This is a genomic window from Enterococcus sp. HY326, assembly GCF_026157065.1.
GTDB lineage: Bacteria > Bacillota > Bacilli > Lactobacillales > Enterococcaceae > HY326.
Genome location: NZ_JANLGQ010000001.1, coordinates 891513 through 916686 on the forward strand (window position 1 = coordinate 891513; position 25174 = coordinate 916686).

25 protein-coding genes are annotated in these 25174 nt (G+C 40.5%); 5 read left to right on the forward strand and 20 right to left on the reverse strand.

Annotation, left to right across the window (positions count from 1 at the left end):
- The first annotated feature begins 55 nt into the window (after positions 1-55).
- The 3 genes from ORH16_RS04270 to uxuA all read left to right on the forward strand — a co-directional run bounded on the left by ORH16_RS04270 (position 56) and on the right by uxuA (position 4301).
- On the forward strand, positions 56-1306 hold the full coding sequence (locus tag ORH16_RS04270; protein WP_265456525.1) for a PTS sugar transporter subunit IIC: 1251 nt from the start codon (positions 56-58) through the stop codon (positions 1304-1306).
- A gap of 314 nt (positions 1307-1620) precedes the next feature.
- Positions 1621-3243, forward strand: coding sequence for a mannitol dehydrogenase family protein (locus tag ORH16_RS04275; protein ID WP_265456526.1), 1623 nt, complete (start codon positions 1621-1623; stop codon positions 3241-3243).
- On the forward strand, positions 3234-4301 hold the full coding sequence (uxuA, locus tag ORH16_RS04280) for a mannonate dehydratase (RefSeq protein ID WP_265456528.1): 1068 nt from the start codon (positions 3234-3236) through the stop codon (positions 4299-4301). Before ORH16_RS04275 ends, uxuA begins: the two co-directional genes overlap by 10 nt.
- A gap of 133 nt (positions 4302-4434) precedes the next feature.
- Here the strand turns inward: uxuA and ORH16_RS04285 are convergent, their stop codons facing one another.
- The 3 genes from ORH16_RS04285 to ORH16_RS04295 form a co-directional block, all read right to left on the reverse strand.
- Complete coding sequence (locus ORH16_RS04285) at positions 4435-5142, reverse strand: ABC transporter ATP-binding protein (protein WP_265456530.1); 708 nt, start codon at positions 5140-5142, stop codon at positions 4435-4437.
- Between the two features lie 48 nt (positions 5143-5190).
- Positions 5191-6573: an FtsX-like permease family protein gene (locus ORH16_RS04290; protein ID WP_265456532.1), complete on the reverse strand. Its 1383-nt coding sequence runs from the start codon at positions 6571-6573 to the stop codon at positions 5191-5193.
- Positions 6574-6814: 241 nt separating this feature from the next.
- A complete protein-coding gene (locus ORH16_RS04295) occupies positions 6815-7009 on the reverse strand; it encodes a hypothetical protein (RefSeq protein WP_265456533.1) in 195 nt (64 codons plus the stop codon).
- A 163-nt stretch (positions 7010-7172) separates the two neighbouring features.
- Here ORH16_RS04295 and ORH16_RS04300 point away from each other — a divergent pair, with 163 nt between their 5' ends.
- Positions 7173-7610, forward strand: a complete 438-nt coding sequence (locus ORH16_RS04300) for a helix-turn-helix domain-containing protein (protein ID WP_265456534.1) — start codon at positions 7173-7175, stop codon at positions 7608-7610.
- A 91-nt stretch (positions 7611-7701) separates the two neighbouring features.
- Here the strand turns inward: ORH16_RS04300 and ORH16_RS04305 are convergent, their stop codons facing one another.
- Together ORH16_RS04305 and ORH16_RS04310 are read right to left on the reverse strand one after the other, a co-directional pair.
- Entirely contained in the window at positions 7702-8319 is a 618-nt protein-coding gene (locus tag ORH16_RS04305) for a TMEM175 family protein (protein ID WP_265456536.1), read from the reverse strand.
- 38 nt (positions 8320-8357) lie between these two features.
- Complete coding sequence (locus tag ORH16_RS04310) at positions 8358-8933, reverse strand: alpha/beta hydrolase (RefSeq protein WP_265456538.1); 576 nt, start codon at positions 8931-8933, stop codon at positions 8358-8360.
- A 45-nt stretch (positions 8934-8978) separates the two neighbouring features.
- Here ORH16_RS04310 and ORH16_RS04315 point away from each other — a divergent pair, with 45 nt between their 5' ends.
- Positions 8979-9950, forward strand: a complete 972-nt coding sequence (locus ORH16_RS04315) for a VOC family protein (RefSeq protein WP_265456540.1) — start codon at positions 8979-8981, stop codon at positions 9948-9950.
- Positions 9951-10117: 167 nt separating this feature from the next.
- Here the strand turns inward: ORH16_RS04315 and ORH16_RS04320 are convergent, their stop codons facing one another.
- The 15 genes from ORH16_RS04320 to glpK form a co-directional block, all read right to left on the reverse strand.
- The gene (locus ORH16_RS04320; RefSeq protein WP_265456542.1) at positions 10118-11887 is read right to left on the reverse strand and encodes a glycerophosphodiester phosphodiesterase; all 1770 of its coding nucleotides are present in this window, start codon (positions 11885-11887) and stop codon (positions 10118-10120) included.
- A gap of 207 nt (positions 11888-12094) precedes the next feature.
- Positions 12095-12724, reverse strand: a complete 630-nt coding sequence (locus ORH16_RS04325; RefSeq protein WP_265456544.1) for a DUF421 domain-containing protein — start codon at positions 12722-12724, stop codon at positions 12095-12097.
- Between the two features lie 31 nt (positions 12725-12755).
- Entirely contained in the window at positions 12756-13199 is a 444-nt protein-coding gene (locus tag ORH16_RS04330; RefSeq protein WP_265456545.1) for a DUF3290 domain-containing protein, read from the reverse strand.
- 114 nt (positions 13200-13313) lie between these two features.
- The gene (locus tag ORH16_RS04335) at positions 13314-13892 is read right to left on the reverse strand and encodes a TetR/AcrR family transcriptional regulator (protein WP_265456547.1); all 579 of its coding nucleotides are present in this window, start codon (positions 13890-13892) and stop codon (positions 13314-13316) included.
- A gap of 17 nt (positions 13893-13909) precedes the next feature.
- Positions 13910-14575 (reverse strand): ABC transporter ATP-binding protein, encoded by a 666-nt coding sequence (locus ORH16_RS04340; protein ID WP_265456549.1) that lies wholly within the window; start codon positions 14573-14575, stop codon positions 13910-13912.
- 239 nt (positions 14576-14814) lie between these two features.
- Positions 14815-15882, reverse strand: coding sequence for an ABC transporter permease (locus tag ORH16_RS04345; protein WP_265456551.1), 1068 nt, complete (start codon positions 15880-15882; stop codon positions 14815-14817).
- A 330-nt stretch (positions 15883-16212) separates the two neighbouring features.
- Positions 16213-17079: a phytoene/squalene synthase family protein gene (locus tag ORH16_RS04350; protein ID WP_265456553.1), complete on the reverse strand. Its 867-nt coding sequence runs from the start codon at positions 17077-17079 to the stop codon at positions 16213-16215.
- Positions 17063-18556 carry a phytoene desaturase family protein gene (locus tag ORH16_RS04355; RefSeq protein WP_265456554.1) on the reverse strand — a complete coding sequence of 498 codons (1494 nt, stop codon included), beginning with the start codon at positions 18554-18556 and terminating at the stop codon, positions 17063-17065. The genes ORH16_RS04350 and ORH16_RS04355 overlap by 17 nt, the downstream gene beginning before the upstream one ends.
- A gap of 290 nt (positions 18557-18846) precedes the next feature.
- The gene (gene efp / locus ORH16_RS04360) at positions 18847-19410 is read right to left on the reverse strand and encodes an elongation factor P (protein WP_265456555.1); all 564 of its coding nucleotides are present in this window, start codon (positions 19408-19410) and stop codon (positions 18847-18849) included.
- 105 nt (positions 19411-19515) lie between these two features.
- Positions 19516-20076: a nucleotidyltransferase family protein gene (locus tag ORH16_RS04365; RefSeq protein WP_265456556.1), complete on the reverse strand. Its 561-nt coding sequence runs from the start codon at positions 20074-20076 to the stop codon at positions 19516-19518.
- Positions 20077-20231: 155 nt separating this feature from the next.
- The gene (dhaM, locus tag ORH16_RS04370) at positions 20232-20600 is read right to left on the reverse strand and encodes a dihydroxyacetone kinase phosphoryl donor subunit DhaM (protein ID WP_265456558.1); all 369 of its coding nucleotides are present in this window, start codon (positions 20598-20600) and stop codon (positions 20232-20234) included.
- Positions 20593-21174 (reverse strand): dihydroxyacetone kinase subunit DhaL, encoded by a 582-nt coding sequence (gene dhaL, locus ORH16_RS04375; protein WP_265456559.1) that lies wholly within the window; start codon positions 21172-21174, stop codon positions 20593-20595. The genes dhaM and dhaL overlap by 8 nt, the downstream gene beginning before the upstream one ends.
- A gap of 33 nt (positions 21175-21207) precedes the next feature.
- Positions 21208-22191 carry a dihydroxyacetone kinase subunit DhaK gene (dhaK, locus tag ORH16_RS04380; protein WP_265456561.1) on the reverse strand — a complete coding sequence of 328 codons (984 nt, stop codon included), beginning with the start codon at positions 22189-22191 and terminating at the stop codon, positions 21208-21210.
- A gap of 185 nt (positions 22192-22376) precedes the next feature.
- Complete coding sequence (locus ORH16_RS04385) at positions 22377-23483, reverse strand: Ldh family oxidoreductase (protein ID WP_265456563.1); 1107 nt, start codon at positions 23481-23483, stop codon at positions 22377-22379.
- Positions 23484-23501: 18 nt separating this feature from the next.
- Entirely contained in the window at positions 23502-25013 is a 1512-nt protein-coding gene (gene glpK / locus ORH16_RS04390) for a glycerol kinase GlpK (protein WP_265456565.1), read from the reverse strand.
- Positions 25014-25174 lie beyond the last annotated feature (161 nt).

Below are 25174 nucleotides of genomic sequence, written 5' to 3' on the forward strand. Positions count from 1 at the left end.
AATTTTTTTACCACTAAATTATTTCAAAAATGAATGATGATACAGGAGGAAAAAAATGAACAAATTTGTTGAATTAATGGAGAAAAGTTTTGTCCCAATTGCCTCTAAATTAGGAAATCAACGTCACCTAGTTGCAATTCGTGATGCCTTTGTTGTCTCAATGCCATTAATGATTTTAGGCTCTTTTGGAACGTTAATTAATACCCTGCCAATCACTGCCTACCAAAATTTTATGATGAACTTATTCGGTGAGAAATGGCTGGCCTTTGGTACTGGGTTGAATAACGGCACCTTCAACATTCTTTCTTTACTTACTGTTTTTGCTTTAGGCTATAATTTAGGTCGCTCTTACAAAGCAGATGGTTTGATGTGTGGCGTAGTATCAGTCAGCGCCTTCTTCATCTTTGGTGGTCTCACTGGTTTGAACTCAAAAGGATTATTTGTTGCGTTAATTTGCGGTATCATTGCAACTGAAATTTTTGTTCGGCTAAGTAACAATCATAAACTTGTCATTACAATGCCTGATGGCGTGCCACCAGCAGTTGGTCGTGCATTTGAAGCACTCTTTCCTTCAATGATTACTTTAGCCCTTTTTGGTTTAGTACCGTTAGTTTGTGCCTTTTTAGGTGTTGAAGACGTGGTCAACTCTTTTTACGAATTGGTTCAAAAACCTTTTATGGGACTATCCAATAACCTCGGTGCTGCAATTATTATTCCTTTTGCTATCCAAATCCTTTGGTTTTTCGGTCTACACGGCGGAAATATTTTAGCTCCGTTTATGGAAACAATTAATACACCAGCAATTGATGCAAATATTTCTGCTCTAGCAGCAGGTGATCCAGCTCCTTACTTAATTAATAAACCTTTTATGACTGCATTTGTCCATCTTGGTGGAGCAGGTGCAACAATCGGGTTAATTATTGCCATTCTTTTGGTTGGGCGTCACGTGAAAACTTTGCGTACGGTGACTGAATTGTCTGCTCCAGCCTCCATCTTTAATATCAATGAACCAATGATTTTTGGATTCCCAATTGTCCTGAACCCAATTTTATTCTTACCTTATGTTTTCGGACCGGTAATCCTTTGTGTTGTCGCCTATCTCGTGACAAAAATGGGGCTAGTACCCGCAGCAACTTTTGTTATCCCTTGGAATATTCCGCCAATAATTGGTGGTGTTTTGGCAACTAAGTCTTGGACTGGCGGTATCTTAGCGGCTGTCAATTTATTACTAAGCGTCTTGATTTATCTGCCGTTTGTAAAAATCATTGTCAATCAAGAAACAAAGAAAGAACATATGAACGCTTAACTAGCTTATAAGAAACTAAAAAGACTGTGATGACAGGTATTTAAAACATATTCGGAAAACTGCCATGCCAAATGAATTTTTATAGCCTAAAGAAAAGTTCTGAACGTAATGATTTCATAATCGTTTGGCTTTACAACTTTAAAGCCGCTATTTGATTCAGTTCAATGGTCGGATATTTGTTTTAATTCCACAATCTATCACAGTCTTTTTTTATCTTAGCAACTGTGTACCCGAAGTTAGCCAAAATCCGGATGTTCTTTTTTCAAATTAAAGGGCCGTATCAATATCCAATTCTTATTTCTAGGAGGAACAGAATGAGTAGCATACGTGATTTTTATCATTCTAAAAAGGAATTCATTGCTCAAGGAGTGAAACTACCTGATTATCAAAAGGCTACCACAAGCTCACCCGTCTGGTTGCACATCGGTGGCGGCAATCTCTATCGTGGATTTCACGCAAAACTTGCTCAAGATTTACTAGAACAGCAAGAATTGTCTGCTGGCATTGTTGTCGGTGAAACCTTTGATAAAGAAGTAATTGAAAAAATTTATCATGGTTTCAATAATCATCTTCTTCAAGTCGTTATGCATGAAAACGGTAATTTGGAAAAAAATCTTTTAAACTCAACCATAGAAAGTTTCTTTATCCAACCAGGTTTGAAAGAATCACAGGGCTTCAGCAACTATTTCAAAGAAAAAAACGTCCAACTAGTAACCTTGACCATCACAGAAAAGGGCTATAATATTCGGAATTCAAAAAATGAGTTCCTTCCAGTAATTGAACAAGATATAGCAAACGGACCACAAAATGCTACTCATACGATGTCAATCATCACCGCTTTATTACTAGAAAGGTTTTTAGCGGGAGCTCAGCCGATAGCTATGGTCTCGACGGATAACTTTTCCAGAAATGGAGAAAGATTTCAACAAGCGGTTCTAAAAATTGCTGAACAGTGGGTCAAAAATGGTTTTGTATCCAAAGAATTTTTGTGTTATTTATCCGATGAACAGCAAGTCAGCTTTCCTTGGACAATGATTGATCGAATTACTCCTAATCCTTCTGAACTAGTTGCCAATCAATTAAAACAAATTGGCATAACAGATGTATTGATTGTTGAGACAAGCAAAGCTACGCGGATTGCTTCTTTTTCCAACACTGAAGAGGTCCATTATTTAGTTGTGGAAGATAATTTTCCTAACGGCCGACCTCATTTAGAGAAAGCAGCGGTGATTTTCACAGACCGGGCGACTGTTGAAAAAGCAGATGCAATGAAGGTGACCACCTGTTTAAACCCATTGCATACTGCTTTAGCTATTTTTGGCCAATTATTACACTATACTTCCATTGCTGAAGAAATGAAAAACCTTGACTTAGTTGACTTAATTAAGGGGATCGGATATCAAGAAGGGCTTCCCGTAGTTGAGGACCCGCAAATTATCCGACCAAAGGCTTTTATCGATGAGGTCATTACCAAACGCCTACCAAACCCAATGATTCCTGATACACCCCAGAGAATTGCCACCGATACTTCACAAAAATTAGCTGTACGTTTTGGCGAAACTATCATAAAATATTTACAATCTGATAATTTAGACGTGACAAAATTAAAGTTTATTCCTTTTACAATTGCCGGCTGGCTGAGATTACTAATTGGCCTTGATGATACTGGACAACCCTTTAAGCTGAGTCCTGATCCATTATTAAAAGAATTACAAGAACAATTGGCACCACTGAAATTTGGTTCAAAACAAGTAGAAATTCACAACTGCGTGAAAAACATTTTGAACAATCCGCAAATTTTCGGAATCGACTTGTATCAAGCCTCCCTTGGTGAAAAGATTGAATTGTATCTGGAAGAGCTCCTTAAAGGTCACGGAGCGGTCAAAGAAGCTTTACACAAACTAATTAAGGAAAATGGTGAACAATCATGGACATGACATTTCGCTGGTATGGACAAGAATTTGATAAAATTACGCTCCAAGAAATCCGACAAATCCCCGGTATGAAGGGTATCGTTGGTACCCTTTTTGATATTCCTGCTGGTGCTGTCTGGCCAAAAGAAAGAATTTCTGCTTTAAAGCAACAGATTAATGCGGCTGGACTCTCTCTGAAAGTAATAGAGAGCGTCAACGTACACGATGATATAAAAATCGGTTTACCCACACGAGACCAATACATTGCCAATTATAAAGAATCGATTCGTAATTTAGCTGAGTTTGGTGTTGAAGTGATTTGCTATAATTTCATGCCTATTTTTGATTGGATTAAAACCGATTTGAATTATGCTTTACCGGATGGTTCAATTACAATGGCCTTTGAGAAAGCAGGAATCGAAAAATCCCCTGAAGAAATCGTTAAAGAAGTTGAGGAAAGCAGCGGTGATTATTCTTTACCTGGCTGGGAACCAGAACGTCTAGCCCATATAAAGGAACTGTTTGATGCTTACAAAGATGTAAATGAAGATAAGCTACGGGAAAATTTCGCTTATTTTATTAAAGCTATCATCCCCACCTGTGAAGAAGTTGGAATTAAAATGGCAATTCATCCGGATGATCCTCCCTACTCAATTTTCAATTTGCCAAGAATAGTGAAAAACCGAGAGGACTTAGATTGGATTTGCAATGTGGTAGACAGCCCTGCCAACGCTATTACCCTTTGCACTGGTTCCATTGGTGAAGACCCGACAAATAATCTTTACGAGATTTTAGCAGAATTTTGCCAGCGGGACCGTATTCCTTTTGCCCACGTTCGCAATATAAAATATCTAGGAAATGATAAGGATTTTTATGAATCTCCGCATCTCTCTAGTGAAGGCTCTCTGGATATGCACAAAATTTTGAAAACCATGCACAGCAATGGTTTCAACGGTTATATCCGACCTGATCACGGCCGTATGATTTGGGGTGAAACAGGGCGCCCAGGTTATGGTCTATATGATCGCGCATTGGGTGCTGCTTATTTGTTGGGTATTTGGGAAGCCCTTGAAAAAGGATAGCATCAAAAAAATGTCGTAAAGTTGCCCGAATCACAATAAAATTATTCAATAAAAAAGCATGCAGTTGCACAAGAACGCCTAAATGATTTATGGGACGTCCTCTTATCAACAGCTTGCTTTTTTCCATTTTCTACTAAAACACCAACGTCTCCAAACTCGGCGCCTCCACCATTCGCAGCATCTGCCCGTCCTTCATAACCAGCGCCCGTGAAGATTGAGCAGCTAATTCCAAATCGTGGGTGACCATAACGACAGTCTTACCTTGAGCAACTAATTCCTGCAGTAACGCCATCACCAACTTTCGGGAATGGGTATCTAGGGCACTGGTGGGTTCATCTAAGAATAAAATGTCTGGATCTGCCAAAATTGTCCGACCAATCGCTACCTTCTGCTGCTCGCCACCGGACAAGGCGTCGATGGACTGATGTAGTTCGGCATGCAATTCTAAACGAGCAGCCAATTCCTCGACAGCTTGTTTTTTAACTTTGCGTCTGTTGAGCGTACCTGGCAAAACTAGATTATCATAAGCCGATAACGAGGGAATCAACTGAAAATCTTGGAAGATAAAGCCAATTTCTTTACGGCGGAATTTTGCTAATTTGGTTGGGTTCCATTGGTAAGGTGATTTGCCGTTTATTAAAACTTCGCCATTGGTCGGCGGTAATAAACTAGAAATACAATATAGCAAGGTTGTTTTTCCTGAACCCGAGGGACCCACGATTGAAATAAACTCGCCGGCTTTTACTTCAAAAGAGATATCCGCCAACACCTGTAATAAATTCCCTTTGGCCAGCTCTATTTCCTTTGCTAAATTACTAATCTCAATAACTGTCTGATGCATCATAATCGCTCCTTTTCTACTGAATATATAAATTTATCTTTTCTTGTTCTAAGCTGTTTTCAGATATGCCTTGGTTGATTTTTTTTCGATAAAATTTAAAAAGACTAAGAAAATAAAAAACAGCAGGAAAACACCAAAGGTAATCAATATATTAAAACTCCAATCGGCTTTAAAAATTTCGCCGCCTCCCAAAGCGGCTACCCGCAGTAATGGAATTGAAAAAAAGAACGTACCCAAAAAGGTTATCAAAATCGAAATTCCAGCGGCCAGCCCAATTTCTATGACCTTCAAATTAAAAATCCATTGGGGCGTACAGCCAGAGAAAAAGTAGCGGCCCGCCTGATCTTTCGTTTTGATTTTAAACAGACAAGTGGAGGTAATAATATTGGCCAAACTGATAATAATTGGGGCACCAAAGAGAAAAATCAAACTAATCAATAAATCAGAGAGGTTGGTGCTATTGTCGCCACCATCAATCAGCAGTTTAGTATTAAGAAATAGAGCGATAAAGTTGCCCACCAGTAAAATAATCACAACTAGCGGCCGACTTAATTTAATCAGTCCCTCTTCGTTGTATTTCAAATTGCAAAAAGCTGAGCGGATTGTTGGTGTACGACTGATTGATGGCAAGTTAACGACTTTTTTGACAATCGCTTTAAACAGCGGTCCCATCAAAAAATTCATCCCGACGATTAACGCCAACCAGATCAACAACAATAAACTCATTGAGTCATTCATACTGCTGTTATAGTCCAATGTATTATTGGGATTAGGCGCTTCTTTAATCAGCAATAGCACTGTCACCACAAGACTCGTCAAAATTCCTAGTAGACCGATAAAAGCACCTTTGAATTTTTTTCTGTTTGAAGATTTATAGGCAGATAAACCACCCTTTTGTTGACGATAATTTTTAAGGCAGTAACGCATGCTGATAAAAATAATCAGCCCCACTTGAATAAGCGACGCAAGCAACACGGCTTGTCCCGAAAATTCCAAGGGCAGATTGGCCAGCCCTTGACTAGTCGGCCCCTCCGGTAAAATCGCTAAGAAAATCTGAGCCGCTGGCAGAGAAAATAAACTGCCGGCAACCGCTCCCATTATTCCCACCACTAATAATTGTCCAGTCATCAGAATGCTCAACTGCCATGGTGATGCCCCTAAAAGCAACAAAATATCGTTGCTCTCGTCAAACAAATCAATGCATTGCTTCATGGCATTGTTTGTCAAAATCCCTAAGACAATCCCGCCAATGATTAGCGGCATCTGTAAAAACACTCCATAATCCACCGCCGAGCTCGTACCAGTCTGATTGATTGCCGCCAAAATTGTCAGCGAGGTGCTGAAAATCAATCCCGAAACCAAAAAAATCGGTAGAATTGCTCCCCACACCTGCCAATTTTTAAGAAACTGCTTGCTGATCAAACTTATCATGTTAATCCCCCACTTCTTGTTACTTAAAAATTACCACGGAAAAGAAGCACCAACAATTGGACTTTAGTCTGGCGGAAAGCTAGGACTTAGGGGAATGAAAAACTTGTTGAGTTGATTTTAATCTCGACGTGGGATTTTTTTACGAAGTGATTGGTTCAAGCTAGAGAATTGATTCATTAAGTTACGACTGTATCTCCTTCACAAAAAAATCAGCAAATGTTTCCACCCGCTGATTTTAAAATTATTTTTGATTCAAATCTTTGAACAAGGATTTTAACGCCCAAACGGTCAGTAAGGCTGCTAAGAGAACAATCAGCATTATCCCCCCAAAAAAGAGGATTGTCCCCCGTGTTTCCTCACTCATCCCAAAAGAAAATAGCAGTAAAACAATTATTACTATAACAAATCCAATAATTCCTTTTTTAAAATATTTCATAGGTCAGCCTCCAAAATTTTTTCAGTTTGTTGCTAAGAATAGTTTAGCCAGTTTGGATAGCAACAACTAGCAATCATCTGGTGCACCAGTGCAATACTTGATTGCGATAGCAGTATAAATGCTTTATCATAAAGCTAAACTTACTTTTCAAGGAGGCTTACCCATGACTGTTGGCGAAAAAATAAAGAGCCTGAGAACTACACAAAATATTTCACAACAAGCTCTGGCAGACTACTTGAATATTTCTCGACAAGCAATTTCCAGATGGGAAAATAACACTTCTCTACCTGATTTGACAACGCTGATTGCCATTGCTAAATTTTTCAATATCCCTTTAGATTTCTTTTCAGATGAAACGATTACTGAGACAAATTCAGCAGAACTACCAAATTCTGACAAACCTAGCAAAAAAGTCTCCCGTGATGAAGTACTTCAGGAGGCTACTCCTTACATATTGGTACTGGTAGTCATTTTGACGTTAATTGCCCGCTTGCCCGCAAGAGCTAAAGTACCAATAATTTTTTTCGGGACAATTATCATTATTTTTCTTATGTCCTGCCTACTTATTTACTACATCATCAAAAACTATTTATCCAAATAGTGATGAGTTTTAACTCACGTCTTCTACAAAACAGAGAGCCGGTGAAATTTTTGCCCTTCACCGGCTCTCTGTTTTGTGCATTATGAAAAAATTAGGTGCCGTCTTGAGGAATATCAGTGTGTACCCCACCGAAAAGTTTGTGGTAATAATAGTCTGCTTTGCGATAAGACACAATCCACAGTCCTGAAACAAGAAAGCGACCTAGCAGACCAGCGAGCGGCCAGAAAAAGACTGCCACAAGTAAAATCAGGCTGATGCCTAAAGACAAGCGGCTGCGTTTATCTCTTGTGAGGACTCTGGCTACATGGGAATTCGGGTCATTGGCTTTTATGATTCGTTTTGACAAAATGCCAAAGGAAAAACTCCACATCGTATAGACAACAAGATAAGAAAATTCTGGCCAAAATGCATCAGGATTGCGGCCAACCCAACTAGTGACAGCTGGACACAGCGTTAGCCAAAAGAGCCAAAAAATATTGGCCCAGACAACGCTGTAATCAATCTTAGTGGTCATTTGAAAAACCCGGTGATGCGTCACCCAGATAACCGCCACAAAAATAAAACTAATTGCGTAGGCTAAAAAAGTATTCCGCAAATCCCAAAGAGTTTGCAGGCTGGGGTCATCGGGAATTGTAATATCTAAAACCAAAATCGTCAGGACAATGGCGACGACGCCATCGGTAAAAGCCTCTAAACGAGATTTTGTCATTTGCTATCACTTCCTTTATTTATAAACAGCGGACAAAATCATATTAGCTCTTGAATTTCAGTTAATTCCTGTTCCGTCAATTGGTGACCGCCATCTGCAATGACTAAATAGACGTCAGTGAAATGGCCGCTCAACTGATTTTTCAGCTGGACAATATCGCCTGGCAAACTCTGGCTATCCTGCGCTCCCGTGGTTAAAATTACTTTGGTCTCAGACTTGCCGGCAAAATGATAGTCTAAATTACTAGGATGAAGTAAAATGGCAGTAGTAGCTAGCTTAGGATTTTTTTCTAATAATCCTAAGGCAAAGTTAGCCCCATTGGAATAGCCGATTAAAATAATTTCTTGATATTCCTCATGGGCAACAGCTGGCCAAGTCTCCATTAAAAAAGCAGTGACCTGCGCTTCAAAATCAGCTCGCTTGAGTTGACCGTTACGTAATGGGGCAAAAAATCGGCGCTCGCTGCCTACTCCGACAGTACCTAAATAGGTTAAGACACTGGCTTCAGGATAAAGAGTCGCTAGCGTGGTTAATAATTGATATTCATTGCCGCCGGTGCCGTGAAAGGCGACCACCAGTTGCTTATTTTTCCCCTGTTGAAAAAATGATTCCATAAATTTCGGCCTCCTAAAAATTTCCCATCAGAAAGGATGTTTCCCATGTCAGCTAGGATTCACCACATTTCCATTTTAAATCGTTATGTTAAACCAACCTTCGAGTTTTATCATAATATACTCGGACTGAAACTGCTAATGAAAACCATCAATCAAGATGATCATAGCATGTATCACCTTTTTTTCTCGGATAATCAACAGCGCATCGGCACCGAAATTACTTTTTTTGAAATGCAGGAGGGGGAAGAACAAGGTTTTGGCACCAATACTTTAGAGCGAACTATTCTGAAGGTTCCCACTTTGGAGTCGCTACACTTCTGGGAAAAATATTTAGAGGAACAGGGCGTCTGCCAATATGGGATTGAAGAATTTGCGGGTCAGCCGATTTTGCGGTTTGATGCGCCGGATAATACCCAGATGGCGCTTGTTCCTTTAAAGGAATTTGAAAATCGTCAGGATTATTTTCCGTATGAAGCGCCGCAAATCCCCCTTGAGCATGCTATTTTAGGCATTTCCGCCATTCAAATGCGGGTCCAGTATGCAGAAGCTTCTGCCCGGGAGCTTTTGCCATTGGGCTGGCAAAAGAAAACGACGACAACTTTTTTCACCAGCCCCAATGACGTGCTAGTGCTGGAAAATTTGGATAATGACTTTTATCAAGAGGTTCACATTATTCAAGATTTGAAAAATCCGCCCGCTCAACAAGGCGTTGGTGGGATTCATCACGTTGCCTTTGGCGTTGAAAATTTAGCGGATTTAGAAAAAGTTGACGCAGCTATTAACGAGCGGAATTTCAAAAATTCTGGCATTAAAGACCGAGAATTTTTTAAATCCCTTTATTATCGGGAGCCTAATCAGCTATTAATTGAGATTGCCACCAAAGAAGGCTCGCTAGACCCAGAGGCTTACAGCAATCAAAGCGACACCTTTGAAGATATTCCGTTATATCTGCCCCAGTACCTTAGCGATATTCGCGAGGAAACTGAGCAGATTTTGGCCAAACAACAGCACGAATAACTAAGCTATCTATTTCAAAATCAGCTCAATTTATACCAAATGATATTTACGTAACTGAGACTATAAATTTTGGCTGCTACAAAAAACTGACAAGTGCTTCGACAAAATGATTTTTCAAAAAACTTTTTTGAAATCATCATATTATCAGGAGCGCTTGCCAGTTTTTTTTAATTTTCTGGGTGACTATTATTTGGATTCAATTGATTCAAATAAGATAAAATTCTGGTAGCATAAGACGGCTCATCTAAATTATCTTTGACGACTTGCTTTAAGGTCGTCAAATCATCGGTAATCATGCCATCGACGCCTAAGAAGAGCATGCTCTCCATCTCATCACTTTCGTTGACAGTCCATGCGTACACTTTTTTCTGGCGCAAAGCTGCTTTTTGGATAAAACTATCAGTCAAGGTTGTCTCCTCCATGGTGTAAGCATCTGCATCTGTATTTGGGAAGGAGAGATTGAAGGGCAAAATAAAGCTGACAAAAATATCCGGCCGCAACTCTTTGACCTTTTGCACAACTGCGTAATCCAATGAATGAATCTCACTGCCGCTTGCTGCAATCCCATCGCCATAGGCCGCTAAAAAATTGGCAACATAATCTGGTGAATCCATCTTTGTGGTTTTGATTTCAATTAGCAATTTTTGATTATGCGCTAAAGCCGCCGCAAAATAGTCGGCGAAGCTGGCAACTTTAGCGGAATGACCATTTTCACTGGCGGTTAAGGCCGTCAGCTGCTCCAATGTCAGATTATGCGGCGGTTGATTGACGCCAGTCAAGGCCCGCAGATTTTCATCATGCATCACTACAAAATTTAAATCCTTGGTTTCATGGATATCCATCTCCACAAAATCCGGCTGACTTTTTATTGTATCCAACAGCGCTGGAATCGTATTTTGCACACCATTATTACCATTGACTCCTCGATGGGAAATCATCACAGGACTTTTCAGCGTGATGCCCAGCAGATAGGAAGCATTGTAACTAATTGTCGAAATACTCATAAACAACACTAAAATTCCCACGCTGAGCCAACGACGCTTGCCGGCAGAAAACTGAATTTTTTCAGTCACATCCACATCCATAACAATCATCAAGTAACAGGTCAGACCCCAACCAGATAAAAATTGGCTGAGTAATTGCAATACCAGCAGATTGACTAATGCTGCATAAAAAGAAATCGCTACAAATTTATCAAGATAATTTTGCAGGTAATAGGCCCCTAAAAAAATTGGAATAGTGACCACCGAAATAAACAGCACCACCAATAATCCCCGGGCAATCAATGTAAGCTCACGTTTTTTCGTCTTCTGAAAACTGGCTTTGATAGCTTGTCTTAATGAGCTATCAGTCAAAATAAATTCCGGTAAAATAAACAACAGCCGCAGTCCGATAAAAAAGACAATCAGGAAAAATAGCGCCAGTATTGCCATATAGAGTAGATTATTCAAGAGATACTCGAAGATAAAAGTGGGAATTACTACCTTTGATAACAGCGATGAGCGCAAAAATAAATTACCAAAGGGAAAAATCAGAATAAAATAGCCAGTCAAAAAGAAAAAAGCCCCCAGCCGAATTTTTTTCAAGCGTTTGACCGCCAGCCATAATAGCTGACCCCATGTTTTTCCGCCATCTTCCAACATATTTTGGAAATATAAAAACATAAAAGCAAACTGACAGTAAACCACGCTGATAAATGCAAAAAATAAAACTAGCAGCCCACTAACCAAGAGGGGCTGTTCGAGAATTGTCATTACATTATTAAACGACACATAGTCGATACCGTTTAGTCGCAGTAGCTCCTCTAACATCCAATTCAATAGCGGGGAAACGCCAATAACCAAAAAGAGCTGGATACTCACATTCAGCAAAATAATCCGCCCAAAGCCTTGACGATAAATATGCCATGATTGTCTAAAAAATTTCCCTAAAGCCATTTGTTCACCCCGTCTCCTGATTTTTCTCGTTATCAGTATAGCAAACTCTATTTTTCACTTCCCAATTCGTTTAATCGAAAAGGCTAACGATTTTGTCACTATGTTCGCTTTCTTTCAGTTCAATTGCTGAAATTTCTGTTTTCAAAAATCTTATCTCAGCCTTCAATCAAAAAAATTCGAGCCCCGTTTATTGAGCACTTACCAAAGCTAATATTCATAAAGCTTTAACTGCCCCGAGACATATTCCCCTAAATAAATTTGATCGATGCTTTTGCCGACAAGTTCGCTGACTTCTTTTTCCAACCAGTCGCTGTCTTTGCCGATAATTTCCAAAACATCCAAATTGATTTGACCATCGGCGATAATCGGGTACTTGGCGTTGGGGTCGCCCTGCTCAATCACAGTCAGCTGCCCGTTCTGCTCTAAAATAGCCCGTTTAATTTTGCTGATTTCATAAACACCGTCATTGCGCAGCTTAAACATTAAGTCATTGGCAGAAATCCCGTGGCGCAAGCAGGCCTCGACATCAATTTTGCCATTGGTAATCACGACAGTTGGGCGACCATCGACAAAATTTTTAATGTAGCGATTGTGCTCTTTGCCGAATTTCAAACTCAGCACTAGCGTTGTCCAGACTACCAGCACTAGCACGAATTGTAAAATCGTGATTTGGTCATTGTAAATCACACCGCCGATAATGCCCCCCAGCACATAGTTTTGCACCTGGTCAACAGCCGAGGCAGGCGCCAGATTGCCCTTGCCGAACATATTTATTTGCAGGATTAGACAAATTAATCCCAAAGCCAATTTGATAATCACTGGACTAAAAATACTCATCGAAATCTCCTTTTAAATTATTCTTACTTGTTTAATCAATCTTGGTAACTTCTGTATTCGTCAGATAGGTCGGCTCAATTCGAAATGAATTGCGATCAGTGCTGAGCTCCACTACATAATAATTATCATCAATTGCCAAAACCAGCTGATCTTGCAGATTGGTACTGTTCACATACACGGAATCTTCTTCTTTTCCTAGCTGTTCAGCTACTGATTTTATAAAGCTGACCATTTGGCTAGTATTTGCTGTCTGAGTTTCTGTTTGAACATATTGATTGTATTGTGTGCCGGCCACAAAAAACAGACAGAGAAATAAAATTAAACTCAAGTCGCGATATTTAGTATTAATTCGCGATTTTAAATAGCGAATAAAGACAATTAAGAAAAAAATCAGTACCGCAAAAATAATACCGTATTTTACCAAATTGCTAAGGTTCCCTTGGCTCTCTAAATAATGAATTCCATAAAATGTCATCTGGTCGTCCTCACTTTATCTTTAAGTGTACTGAAATTACCCCTTTTTGCACAATAAAACGAATCCTTTGATGCAGCAAAAAACCAGCGTCTTTAAACGCTGGTTCAAAAGTTGTCAGCTCTCTTGACTAACACCATGTAAATACAAATCAATCAGCTGATTTGTGGCAATCGAGGCCTCCATTGGAGAACGCTTTTGATTGATATAAGGTGCCAAAATTAAGAAAAAGTGGCGGGCTGCCAGTTTCGGTGAAACATTTGGCCGCAATTCACTTTGATTGCTGATAAATAAATCCTCAAAGGGTTGACGATAAAATTTATTCCAGAGGACAAACATTTCGCTTCTGATTTCTGGAGACATTTGTGTTTCCATATCATGAAGCATCATAAATAAATCGACAAAATGAGTGGCAATCAAATATTCCGCCATCTCTGTCAATTTTTCCTGAAAATTCTGACCCGGGTTGTCAACAATTTCCCGCAGCGAAACACCAACAGTTTGCAATAATTTTTCAACAACCGCTCGATAAAGCGTTTCTTTATCCTTGTAATAATGATAAAGATTCGGCTGCGTAATTCCCACCGATTTCGCAATTTCCCGTGTCGATGTTCCGAGGTAGCCTTGACTCATAAATAAGCGATTGGCCTCAGTTAAAATTCGTTCTTGAGTATCTTTGTCATACCGATGAACCACTTAAATCGCCTCCTGACTTATTTGGCTTTTAACTGTCCATCCTTCATTATATAGACTTTATCACATTTATCAATCAGCCGTGTATCATGGGTCACCATAATCGTCGCTTTATTTTTCTCTTTGGTTTCCTTCGCTAAAATATCCACGACCTCAAAAGCCCGCTCTGTATCCAGACTAGCAGTCGGTTCATCCGCCAAAATAATTGCCGGTTGATTATATAACGCTCGGGCAATCGCCACCCGCTGCCGCTCACCGCCGGATAATTCCTCTGGATATTTATTTTTCAATTCAATGATGCCCAGTTGATTCAACAGCTGATCACGAAACTCGCGATTTTGTTGATGATTCACCTGATCCACCAAAGAAAATTGCTTTTGGACAGTTAAAAATGGAACCAAATTTGACGCCTGTAAAATAAAGCCAATTTCTTTAAACCTAGTTTTCGCCCGTTTCTTTTCCGAAAGCTCACTAAAGCTTTCTTCATTAATAAAAACCTCACCGCTAGTCGGCGTCTGCAAGCCCCCCGCAATGGTCAAAAATGTACTCTTCCCAGAACCAGAAGGCCCAATCACAGCCACCAGCTCCCCTTGGTTAACAGAAAAATCCGTCTCCTTCAACGCCTCTATCGTCGCATCGCCATCCTTAAAATTTTTGGTGACGCCTTTAAACTGAATGGCTTCCATTGAAAATCCCTCCTGCTTCATATTAATGTAATAAATTTTTTCCAAAAATTTAGTTTTAGCCTCATCCGTATGTCATTTTGTTTACATCGCCACACTTTCGCTGCTGGGGCTTCCTGTTTTTAACCGCAGTAGCGAAAGAGTAGCTGGTTTGCTGTGCTTTGCATTTCACACTTTATAGAATCATTTCTGCTTGGCTGCCCTCCTGTTTGAAGCCGCCAAGACAAAAAATTGCAATCAATTTAACCAATGGCCCGCAACGGATCAATTTTAACAATCGTTCTGACTGAGAAGAAAGCTCCCAGTACAGCAATCACAATCATTAAAAGACTGATGACGCCAAAGAACAGCCAATTACTTTCAAAAGGTACTGCCTCCGGTAAAACCAAAGCCGTCGCAACGGTTCCTAAAAGACCTAAAACGACACCGATAACTGCTAAAAGAAAAGTTTGTGCCACCACTGAATTAGCAATGTAGCGCCCAGAAATCCCTTGTGCTTTCATCACACCGAAAATAGTTATTTTTTGCATCGTTAACACATAGATAAAAATACCAATAACAATCGCCGCAATCACAATCAAAAAGCCAATCATAAAGCCGAAGGTCAAGACCTGAGCACTATAGCCCGGTAGATCATTAATAAAATCTTTAATGGCAATTTTTTCTAAGCCCTCCGGAACGTCGGTCAAATCATCTTTAAGGACAATTCCGTTAATTCGGGACTGGCCTTCTGTCCCCTGCTGCTCAAAGCGGATTGCTTGATAGGCACCAATGGTCGTATATAAAACGGGGGCAACATTAAACTTAGCATTGTCGGTGAAGCCAACAATTTTAAACTGCTGATCATTGCCTGCCAATTGAATTTCATCACCAAGTTGAATACCATATTGCTCTTTTAAACTGCTGTCGGCCACTGCCTCCTGATCGTTTGCAAACATTTCCCCTTCAATTAAATTCGGGGCTAAGAATTGCTCGGCGTCAATGCCAAAAAAGCTTGCATTGATTTTTTCATCGCTGTCACCAACTTTAGCAATCACGCCAGCAGTTTGCGCTAAAACACCAATTTGCTCTTGATCTAATTCATCCACCTCACTCAGGGGAATCATTGACATATTTAAATTTGAATTGGCATCCTCGGAAAGTAAAATGTACTCAGCATCCCACTTGTCGACAGCCGTCCGATTATCCTGGGCCAAGCCGTAAGCTAACCCGGTTAAAAAAAACACCAGATAGGCAATTAAAAACATCACCCCAACTACCAAAGCATAGCGCAGCTTTGAATGTAAAATTTCATTGATGGCTAAAAACATTGAATCCAGCTCCTAAAATTAAAAATTTATCAAGTGATAAATTTATTCTAACAGCTTCTGTTTTTTAGCGTTAATCAATTGCTCACGATTGATATTTCCAATAGTGTAATTGATGAAACCATTTTATAAAACCTCACTGGAATAACACTCTCAAGGCTATTGAAGCAGCAGTTCCGTTATGTTTCAAAATTTTTAGTAGGCGGTTTATTTTTGAAGTAAAGAAAAAACAGCATCAGTCAGTGAAACAATCAAATTTAAACTGCCTCTTTCAAAAGACTTAGGCAATCCAACTTTTTTTGATTTCAGCAAACTGATGCTGCAGTTTGTCACTTAATACTCGACAATCTCGGTGACTTCTTGGTGAATTTTAGCCAACAGTGACAACTTTCGTAGATGACTGACCTTTGGCTTCTCTGAAAAAACTTGATAGTGACTATTGCGCACGACCACCAAAATTTCCCGATAGTAATAGCTGGCTGCTAATAAGGCAGAACGGGCTTCTGGATTGATATTTGGCATCATTTTCAGGCTATCAACATATAATTTTTCCGCAATCGCCGCTTGGTCTTCCCAGACGGAAATTAATTCAGCCCCAATTATTTTGGCGGCTAACATTTCTTCTGTTAGACCATATCTTTTCATGACTGCCGCCGGTAAATAAATCCGGCCGTTTTCATAATCCTCGCCAATATCTCTTAAAATATTGGTAATCTGTAGTGCTTCGCCAAGTTTTTTACCTTGAGGGATGATTTCCCGCCAATTATCTGAAAGAATCGGCAGTAGCATCAGGCCAACTGAGCCAGCTACATTGTAGGCATATTGGGAAAGCTCGGCTTGCGTTTGCGGCTGTTTGAAATCGGCATCCTGTTTTTGCCCCGCCAACATATCATAAAATGCCTGAATATCCATATCATAATTTAGAAAAACCACAGAAAGCGCCCGCCAAAGAGGACGGTCAGGGACTTTATTAGCTTCAAAATCCTTTAGTTCAGCTTCCAAACGATAGAGGCCTTCAATATCATGAGCCTCGTCGATTAAATCATCGGCTTCCCGACAAAAAGCATAAACCGCATAAATACTCCAAGCCTGTTGCTCCGGTAATTGCGAAAAAGCCGCATAAAAAGTTTTGGAGGCCTTCTTTATTATTTCTTCACAGTACAGAAAATCTTTTTGGTGAATCTCAAATTGATGGATCATCTTTCATCAGCTCCTCTACTGCTAGTTTGGCGCTTTGCATCACAATCGGCACCCCTGCCCCGGGATGGGTGCTACTACCGCAAAAATATAAATTGTCTGCATAAGCAAATTTGTTATGGGGACGATAATAATTGCTTTGTTTCAAGGTTGGTTTCAAGCCAAAAGTAGCGCCATTATAGGCGTTAAACTCTTTTTCAAAACGAACCGGCGTAAAATGTTCTTCAAAAACAATGTGTTCATCAATATCAGAAAAAATCGTTTCTTCCTTCATCTTGTTTAAAATCTGTTGACGATATTGGGCAACTTTTTCAGCAGACCAGTCGTCGTATTTAGATAATTCCGGTACCGGCACTAGCACATATACGGCCTCGTGACCAGCCGGCGCCAGACTCTCATCCATCTTAGTGGGAACATAAATATAAAAGGACGGGTCATCAGGAAACTCACCTGTTTCAAACAATTGGTCGACGTTTTTCTTAAAATCATCGGCAAAATAAATCGAATGCATTGCCTCCACTGGATACTTTTTGTCTACTCCCAGATAAAGCAAGAAACAAGAGCAAGAGTATTCCATCTGATCAATTTTACGATTGGTATATTTGCCCCGCTTTTTTTCATCAGGTATCAGCTGGGTCATCGCATAGGGAAAATCCGCCCCCACGACAACTGACGAGCTATAAATTTCCTCACCAGCCACACGAATTCCCCGGGTTAAACCATCCTCAATCAAAATTTCTTCTACTTCTGTATTCAAATGTAGCTGGCCGCCTAATTCCAAAAACAATTTTTCCATACCTTTAGCAAAACCGTACATTCCGCCTTTAATAAAATAAACACCGTAAAAGAGCTCAATCATCGGAATAATCGTGTACAAAGATGGTCCTTGATAAGGGGAGACACCGATGTACAAGGTTTGAAATGCTAAGGCTTTTCTTAAGCGTTCATCCTCAACAAATTTTGAAATCGAAGAATAGGCATCATTGAAGGTTTTCAGCTTCAAGCCGGCAATCAGCGATTTGGGATTATAAAAATCCCAAAAACTGCGGAAGGATTTGGTAATAAAAGCTTCTTTAGCAATTAAATATCTTTTATAAATATCGCTGAGAAATGCCATAAAGCCTTCAGCATCTGCCTCTGAAATTGACTCCAAAGTTGGCACCAGCTGACTCAAGTCAGAGGACAACGACAGCGGTTCATTTTTAGAAAAATACAAATGAAGCATCGGATCGACTTTTTCCATCGTAAAATAATCTTTTGGATCACGATTGCAAAAAGTAAACACCTCCTCGTAAATATCCTTCATCATGACAATTGTCGGCCCTACATCAAATTGAAACCCATCTCGGCTAATCTGATTCATCTTGCCGCCGATTTTGTCATTTTTTTCGTAAATCTCAACTTCATAACCTAGATATTGCAACCGAATTGCTGCCGCAATCCCCGCAACTCCAGCACCAACCACGATAACCTTTTTCATTTTGACTCTCCTATTCTAAAAAAAACAATTTTTACTTTTTTATCACTTGATAAATTTTATTATAGAGGGGTTATTTATTAGAAGCAAAAGAACCGCTTCACTTTTCCAAAATTATTTTGTTCAGCTAGAAAAATTGTTTTAGCTTGGCAATATTTTTTATCCTAAAACCTTACAAACAAAGACTTTAGCCTGCCAAGCATAAATGATTGTCATTTTTTTCCAAAACAGCAAATAAATTGAGAATACAAAAAAAGCCCCAGCTAAATAGCTGAGACCGCAGTTTTTAGAAATTATTTGCCGGCACGTTTTACGTAAGTGCCTTCTTGGGTATTGATTTCCAATAGCTCATCTGTTTCAACAAAGTCCGGTACATTGACAACTAAGCCTGTTTCCATAGTTGCTGGTTTACCAGAGCCTGTTACAGTTGCGCCTTTAATAGAAGGCTGAGTTTCCACGACACGCAGAACAACAGTTGTTGGCAATTCAACACCAATTACTTCTGTGCCGTAAAATTGAATTTTCAATTCTGAATTTTCTAAAACATACTTCATTTCATTTTCAATCGAAGTTAAAGGCACTTCATATTGTTCGTAGCTTTCCATATCCATGAAAACTGCCACGTCGTCTTGGCTATATAAATATTGTACGGTTTTCGTATCAATATGAGCCCGTTCAACTTTTTCTTCCGGACGCATGGTTGTATCAAACGTTGCGCCAGTGCGGACATCCCGCAGTTTCATTCGCATAACGGTATTGCCTTTACCTGGTTTGTGGTGGCTAATTTCCAAAACTTTAATTAATTTACCATCTAAGATAAAGGTCATCCCTGCTTTTAAATCACTAACTGAAATCATGTTGTTTTCTCCTCCAATGCTGAGTTACACGCAAAATTATCCTATCCTATTGTAGCAAAGTAGCGCTATTTATTCTAGTAAAAATCGTTAAAACCGGCTTTTCAGCTAACTTTCAAAGATTTTTAGCGCTGTCCAAGAGCTCTGCCAGTCTTTTTTCGCCACTCTCTCACGATAAACAGCCATTCGCTCAGGCGTCTCTTTAAAAAAAGGCGTCGGCCGAACTTCAAAATTTAGTAAATCAACAGCTCCATACGGTAAAAATAATTCCAGCTCTCCCTCAGCCAACAAACGAGCGGCAATCGCTGTACAGGTCTCAGGAAATTTACTGATAGCTTCTTGGCTATTTAGATATGGTTCAGCACCAGGATTGTGCTGGTGCATATAGACCTCATTTTTTAATTCCCACGGATACTCAGGATAATTCCTTTTGAGCTTGGCCTCCAGCTCCAACGTTTCTTGATAGCTAATCTTAGGGTCAAAAAAGACCACATCGACATCCTGCTGATGGGCCATTAAAGGCTGGTCACTCAGATAATTCCAAAGAAAATTTCGCAAGGTGCCGGCCGCTAACCAGCAGTCTTCTAACTCCAAGTTTTTTATGATGGTCAAGATGTCGAGTAATCTTTCATTTTGCAGGATTAGCTGTTGGATTTGGTGGTGGGTCATAGACTCAGTCCTCTTTACTTTTATTCTAGTATCTCTCTTACATATACTACCTTATTCAGAATGCATATCAAACTTTTCTTTAATGTTTTCGCTCTTCTACTAAAAAAACTAGCAGCCGGATCTCCCTCACAAGATTCAACTACTAGTTTTCTAGTTTATTTAATTTTTAACGGAGCTAATTGTTCGAGAATATCCTTTTGGCTTGTGCCCGCCTGTAATAAGGCGGCGGCTGTATAGGCTCCTTCGATGAAGGCAACATCCTGTAAGAGAATTTTTTTCTCGGTCATTTCCATGGCCATCTCTAAATTCATTTTAGCTGAACCTAAATCATAAAAGGCAAAGAGTTCATCAGCTGTGTTGGACTCAAATGCCGTAGAAATTTTATCAAAAGAGGTACCGATATCGCCGTCTTCTGTTCCACCAGCTGTGGTGATGGAGACTTCTTTAGCGACTTCACGAATCAATTTTTCTAAGCCCTCGGCGACTTCCTTCACATGGGAAACTAACACGATACCGCTAATCATGGTCCAACACCCCAGCTTCCATGAAGGCTTCAAATAAATATTTTGAGGACATTGCACCGGGGTCAATGTGGCCTTTGGAGCGCTCTCCTACATAGGATGCTCGTCCTTTCGTCGCGACTAAATCTTTGGTGGCATCAACAAATTCTGTCAGTTTTGCTTCTGTTAAATCACCAGCTTTGACTGCCGCCACTGCAGGAATCCATAGGTCTAGCATTGTCTTTTCACCGAGTGTTGCTTTGCCGCGTTTTTCAATTCCAGCAATTCCGGCAGTTAAAATGGTGGTGGGATCTTCAGTGTCTTTACTGGCTTTGGCCATTTCCATGAAGGCCGTACCGTAAAGCGGACCTGAGGCACCACCGACTTTACTAATCAGCTGCATCGCAACTAATTTTAACTGGTCAAAAACACTGCCGCTTAAATCCTGCTGGCGAATCGCTTCCATGCCACGGGCCATGTTGTTGCCGTGGTCACCATCGCCAATTGGCGTATCTAGCTCGCTTAAGTAGGCTTTATTGGTTTCAATTTTTTCATCGAACAGACTGATGGCTTTGGTTAATTTTTCAGGTGTAAACATCTGCAACAATTCCTTTCAACAACTGCGAAAATTTTACCAGCCGATTACATCAACCGGTTCATTTAAAGCAGCCACAATTTTTTCATCGGTTTTAATCAAGGTCAACGATAGACCGGCCATATCAAGGGAAGTCATGTAGTTACCGACCTTACTGAAGGTGATGTTAATGCCGTCCGCCCGCAATAGTTCTTCAACGTCATTGTAGAAAACATATTGCTCCATCAAAGGAGTCGCTCCCATGCCATTGACTAAGACGCCGTATTCATCGCCAGCTTGCCAGTTAAATTCTTCTTTTAATTTGCCGACAATTTCTTTGGCCATCTCTTTTGAAGCTTTTAATTTTTCACGACGATAGCCGGGTTCCCCGTGAATACCAACACCGTATTCCATTTCATCTTCAGCTAATACGAAACCAGGCTTGCCCACTTCTGGAACAGTTGCGCCAGATAGTGCGATGCCGATGGTCTTAATTTGTTTAACTAATTCATTGCCATAGTTTTCCAACTCTTTGACACTTTGACCGCTACGAGCTAAGGCACCTAAAATTTTATGCACTAAAACTGTTCCAGCAACACCACGGCGCCCTTGCGTATAGGTGCTGTTTTCAACAGAGATGTCATCGTCAACTAATACATAGCCAACTTCGATGTCATCCATTTCCGCTAAATCCTTCGCCATTTCAAAATTCATGACATCACCGGAATAATTTTTGACAATCAATAAGACCCCTTTACCAGTCTGGGTAGCGTTGATAGCCGCCTGTACTTGGTCAGGTGTTGGCGAGGTAAAGACTTGCCCGCAAACCGCAGCGCTTAACATGCCATCGCCGACAAAACCAGCATGAGCCGGCTCATGGCCGCTACCACCGCCGCTGACTAAAGCAACTTGATCGGCATTTTTTAGCCGTTTGACAACATAAGTATCCGGCACTAATTCGATTTTACTGCTGTAAGCCTTTGTCAAACCAGTAACCATTTCTGCAACAATATTTTTCGGATCGTTAATAATTTTCTTCATCATCAAAGCCTCCAATAGGTTAATATTGCTTCTGCTGTTAGAAAAATAATTTCTACTTCTCTACAGTAAAAGCATACGCTTTCTTAAAAAAATAAGCAAAAATTTGTCGGTTCCTCTTCACTAAAAAAGGGATAAGAGCATCAACTTTTGTCGACGGACCTATCCCTCCTGTTAAAATTTTTCATTTACTCCCAATTGAATTTGAAGTCAACGTGGTATTTGTCCCGCACAGCCACCAATGATTTTTTGACAGCTGGATTCAACGGTACCCCGTGTTCTTTACGCTCCAAATAAGCTAGATATTCTTTTTCGCCAGCCGTATAAATTCGTTCGGCTCCTTCAGCTTTTTTGGAAGCCCGCAAGTCTCTGAGAATATCGCCGGCAGTTTTTTTGAAAGCTGCCGGATCAGTGAAGGCATTGATATCAATGGCCATAAAGAAATGCCCGAGATGATAAGGCTGCTTTTCGCCCTGTGCACCAACTCCTGTTAACTGATGCAAGAATGAACCGCCCTGTAATGCTGCTGAAAGAACCTCAACAACAGTCGCATAGCCATAACCTTTATAACCAGCCAATTCTTCACCGATACCGCCAAGGGGTGTTAAGGCACAAGTTCCTTTCACTAATCCTTCTAAAGCAACATCAGGATCAGTGACGGCTTCACCTTTTTCATCGATAACCCAGCCATAAGGCATCGTTTTACCGATTCTGGCATAGTGTTCAATTTTTCCCCGTTGCGTAATTGACGTCGCACAATCAATTACAAATGGAAAATCTTCATCCGTGGGAAAGCCGATGGTTAATGGATTGGTGCCTAGCATATTTTCAACACCAAAAGTTGGCGCAATCGAAGGTCGAGCATTCGTCCCAGTGATACCAATCATGCCTGCTTCAGCCGCCATTAGCGGATAATAGCCGGCAATGCCATAATGGGTGGAATTGCGCACAGCTACCATACCCATGCCGTACTCTTTGGCTTTCGCTAGCGCCATTTCCATCGCTTTAACGCCAATCACATGACCCATGCCGTCACCGCCGTCTAACACGGCGGTGGTTTTCGTTTCCCGAATGATTTGCAGATTAGTTGTTGTATGTTGAATGCCTTCTTCAATCCGATCAATATAAATCGGTTTAAAGCGGCCAACACCGTGAGAATCAATGCCCCGCTTATCTGATTCGATTAGGACTTTTGCGCAGATTGCAGCATCTTCTTTAGGTACCCCGACTGCTTCAAAGCCTAAATCCATAAATTTTTCTAAGCGTTCAAAACTTTCATAGGAAATATCCGTCATTGAGCCTCCCAGCTTTCTTTATTTTAATGGCCGATGTTTGTATTTCATCGTTGCTTCAACTGCCTCTTGCCAGCCTTCATATAAATTATCTGCCAAGGCAGGCTCCATTGTCGGATCAAAGCGCACGCCGGCTTGGTTGAAAGCCTTCAATTCATCTAAATCTTTCCAGAAGCCAACTGCTAGACCAGCCAAGTAGGCTGCCCCTAAAGCCGTTGTTTCTAAATAATGGGCCCGTTCAACCGGAGTTTGCAAAATGTCTGCTTGGAATTTCATCAGGAAGTCATTATTTGAAGCCCCTCCATCAACCCGCAGCTCTTTAATCTCCACACCGGAATCTTTATTCATGGTCTTCACCACGTCGGCTGTTTGATAGGCCATGGATTCTAAAGTTGCCCGAATGAAATGTTCTTTTTGCGTACCTCGGGTCAAGCCAAAGACTGCTCCCCGCGCATCTTGGTCCCAATATGGCGCACCAAGACCTGTGAAGGCCGGCACTACATAGACATTCAAGCTATTTTCAACACGGGTTGCATATTCTTCAGATTCTGGTGAGGATTTAAACATTCTTAACCCATCTCTCAACCACTGAATCGCAGAACCCGCAACGAAAATACTGCCTTCTAATGCATACGTTACTTTACCGTTAATGCCATAACCAATTGTCGTCAACAGACCATTGTCAGAATGAATGGCTTCTTCACCGGTATTCATTACGATAAAGGCTCCGGTACCGTAAGTATTTTTCACTGAGCCCGCTTCAAAGGCTGTTTGGCCGAATAAAGCCGCTTGTTGGTCACCAGCCATGCCGGCGATTGGCACATTTTCGCCATAGAAATGATAGCTTTCAGTTTTACCGTAAACTTCTGAATTTGAACGCACCTCTGGAAGCATTTCTTTGGGAACATCCAGAATTTCCAGAATTTCTTCATCCCATTTCAAATCAAAAATGTTATACATCATTGTCCGACTGGCATTGGTATAATCGGTGACGTGGGATTTGCCGCCGGTCAGTTTCCAAACAAGCCAAGTGTCAATCGTACCAAATAATAACTCGCCTTTTTTCGCCCGCTCACGAGCGCCATCAACATGGTCTAAAATCCATTTCACCTTGGTTCCAGAGAAGTAAGAATCAATAATCAAACCAGTTTTCTTTTGAATTTTTTCTTGATACCCTTTTTGTTTTAAATCTTCTGCGATATCACTAGTTTGTTTTGATTGCCAGACAATTGCATTGTAAATCGGCTTGCCAGTGTCTTTTTCCCAAACAACTGTCGTTTCCCGCTGGTTCGTGATACCTAAAGCAGCAATCTGTGTCGGTTGCAAACCACTTTCAATCAAAGCTCCTGCGATAACTGATTGCACAGAATTCCAAATTTCATTGGCATTATGTTCCACCCATCCGTCATGTGGGAAATATTGCGGAAATTCTTTTTGCGAACTCCCGACCGGTTTACCTGCTTTATTAAAAACAATTGCTCTCGAACTCGTTGTTCCTTGGTCAATAGCCATAATATACTTTTCTTCTGACATTCAATACCCTTCTTTCTAAAATATTAGTAAACTAAACCTTGGAAAATGGATTGAAATCACCAGTCACCACCCTTATTTCGCATTTTCCCTTACTTCGATTTTAAGCGCTTACAAAACCAGTTAAAAAAAGAGGTTCCTTTATAAGTCTAACACAAAATGAA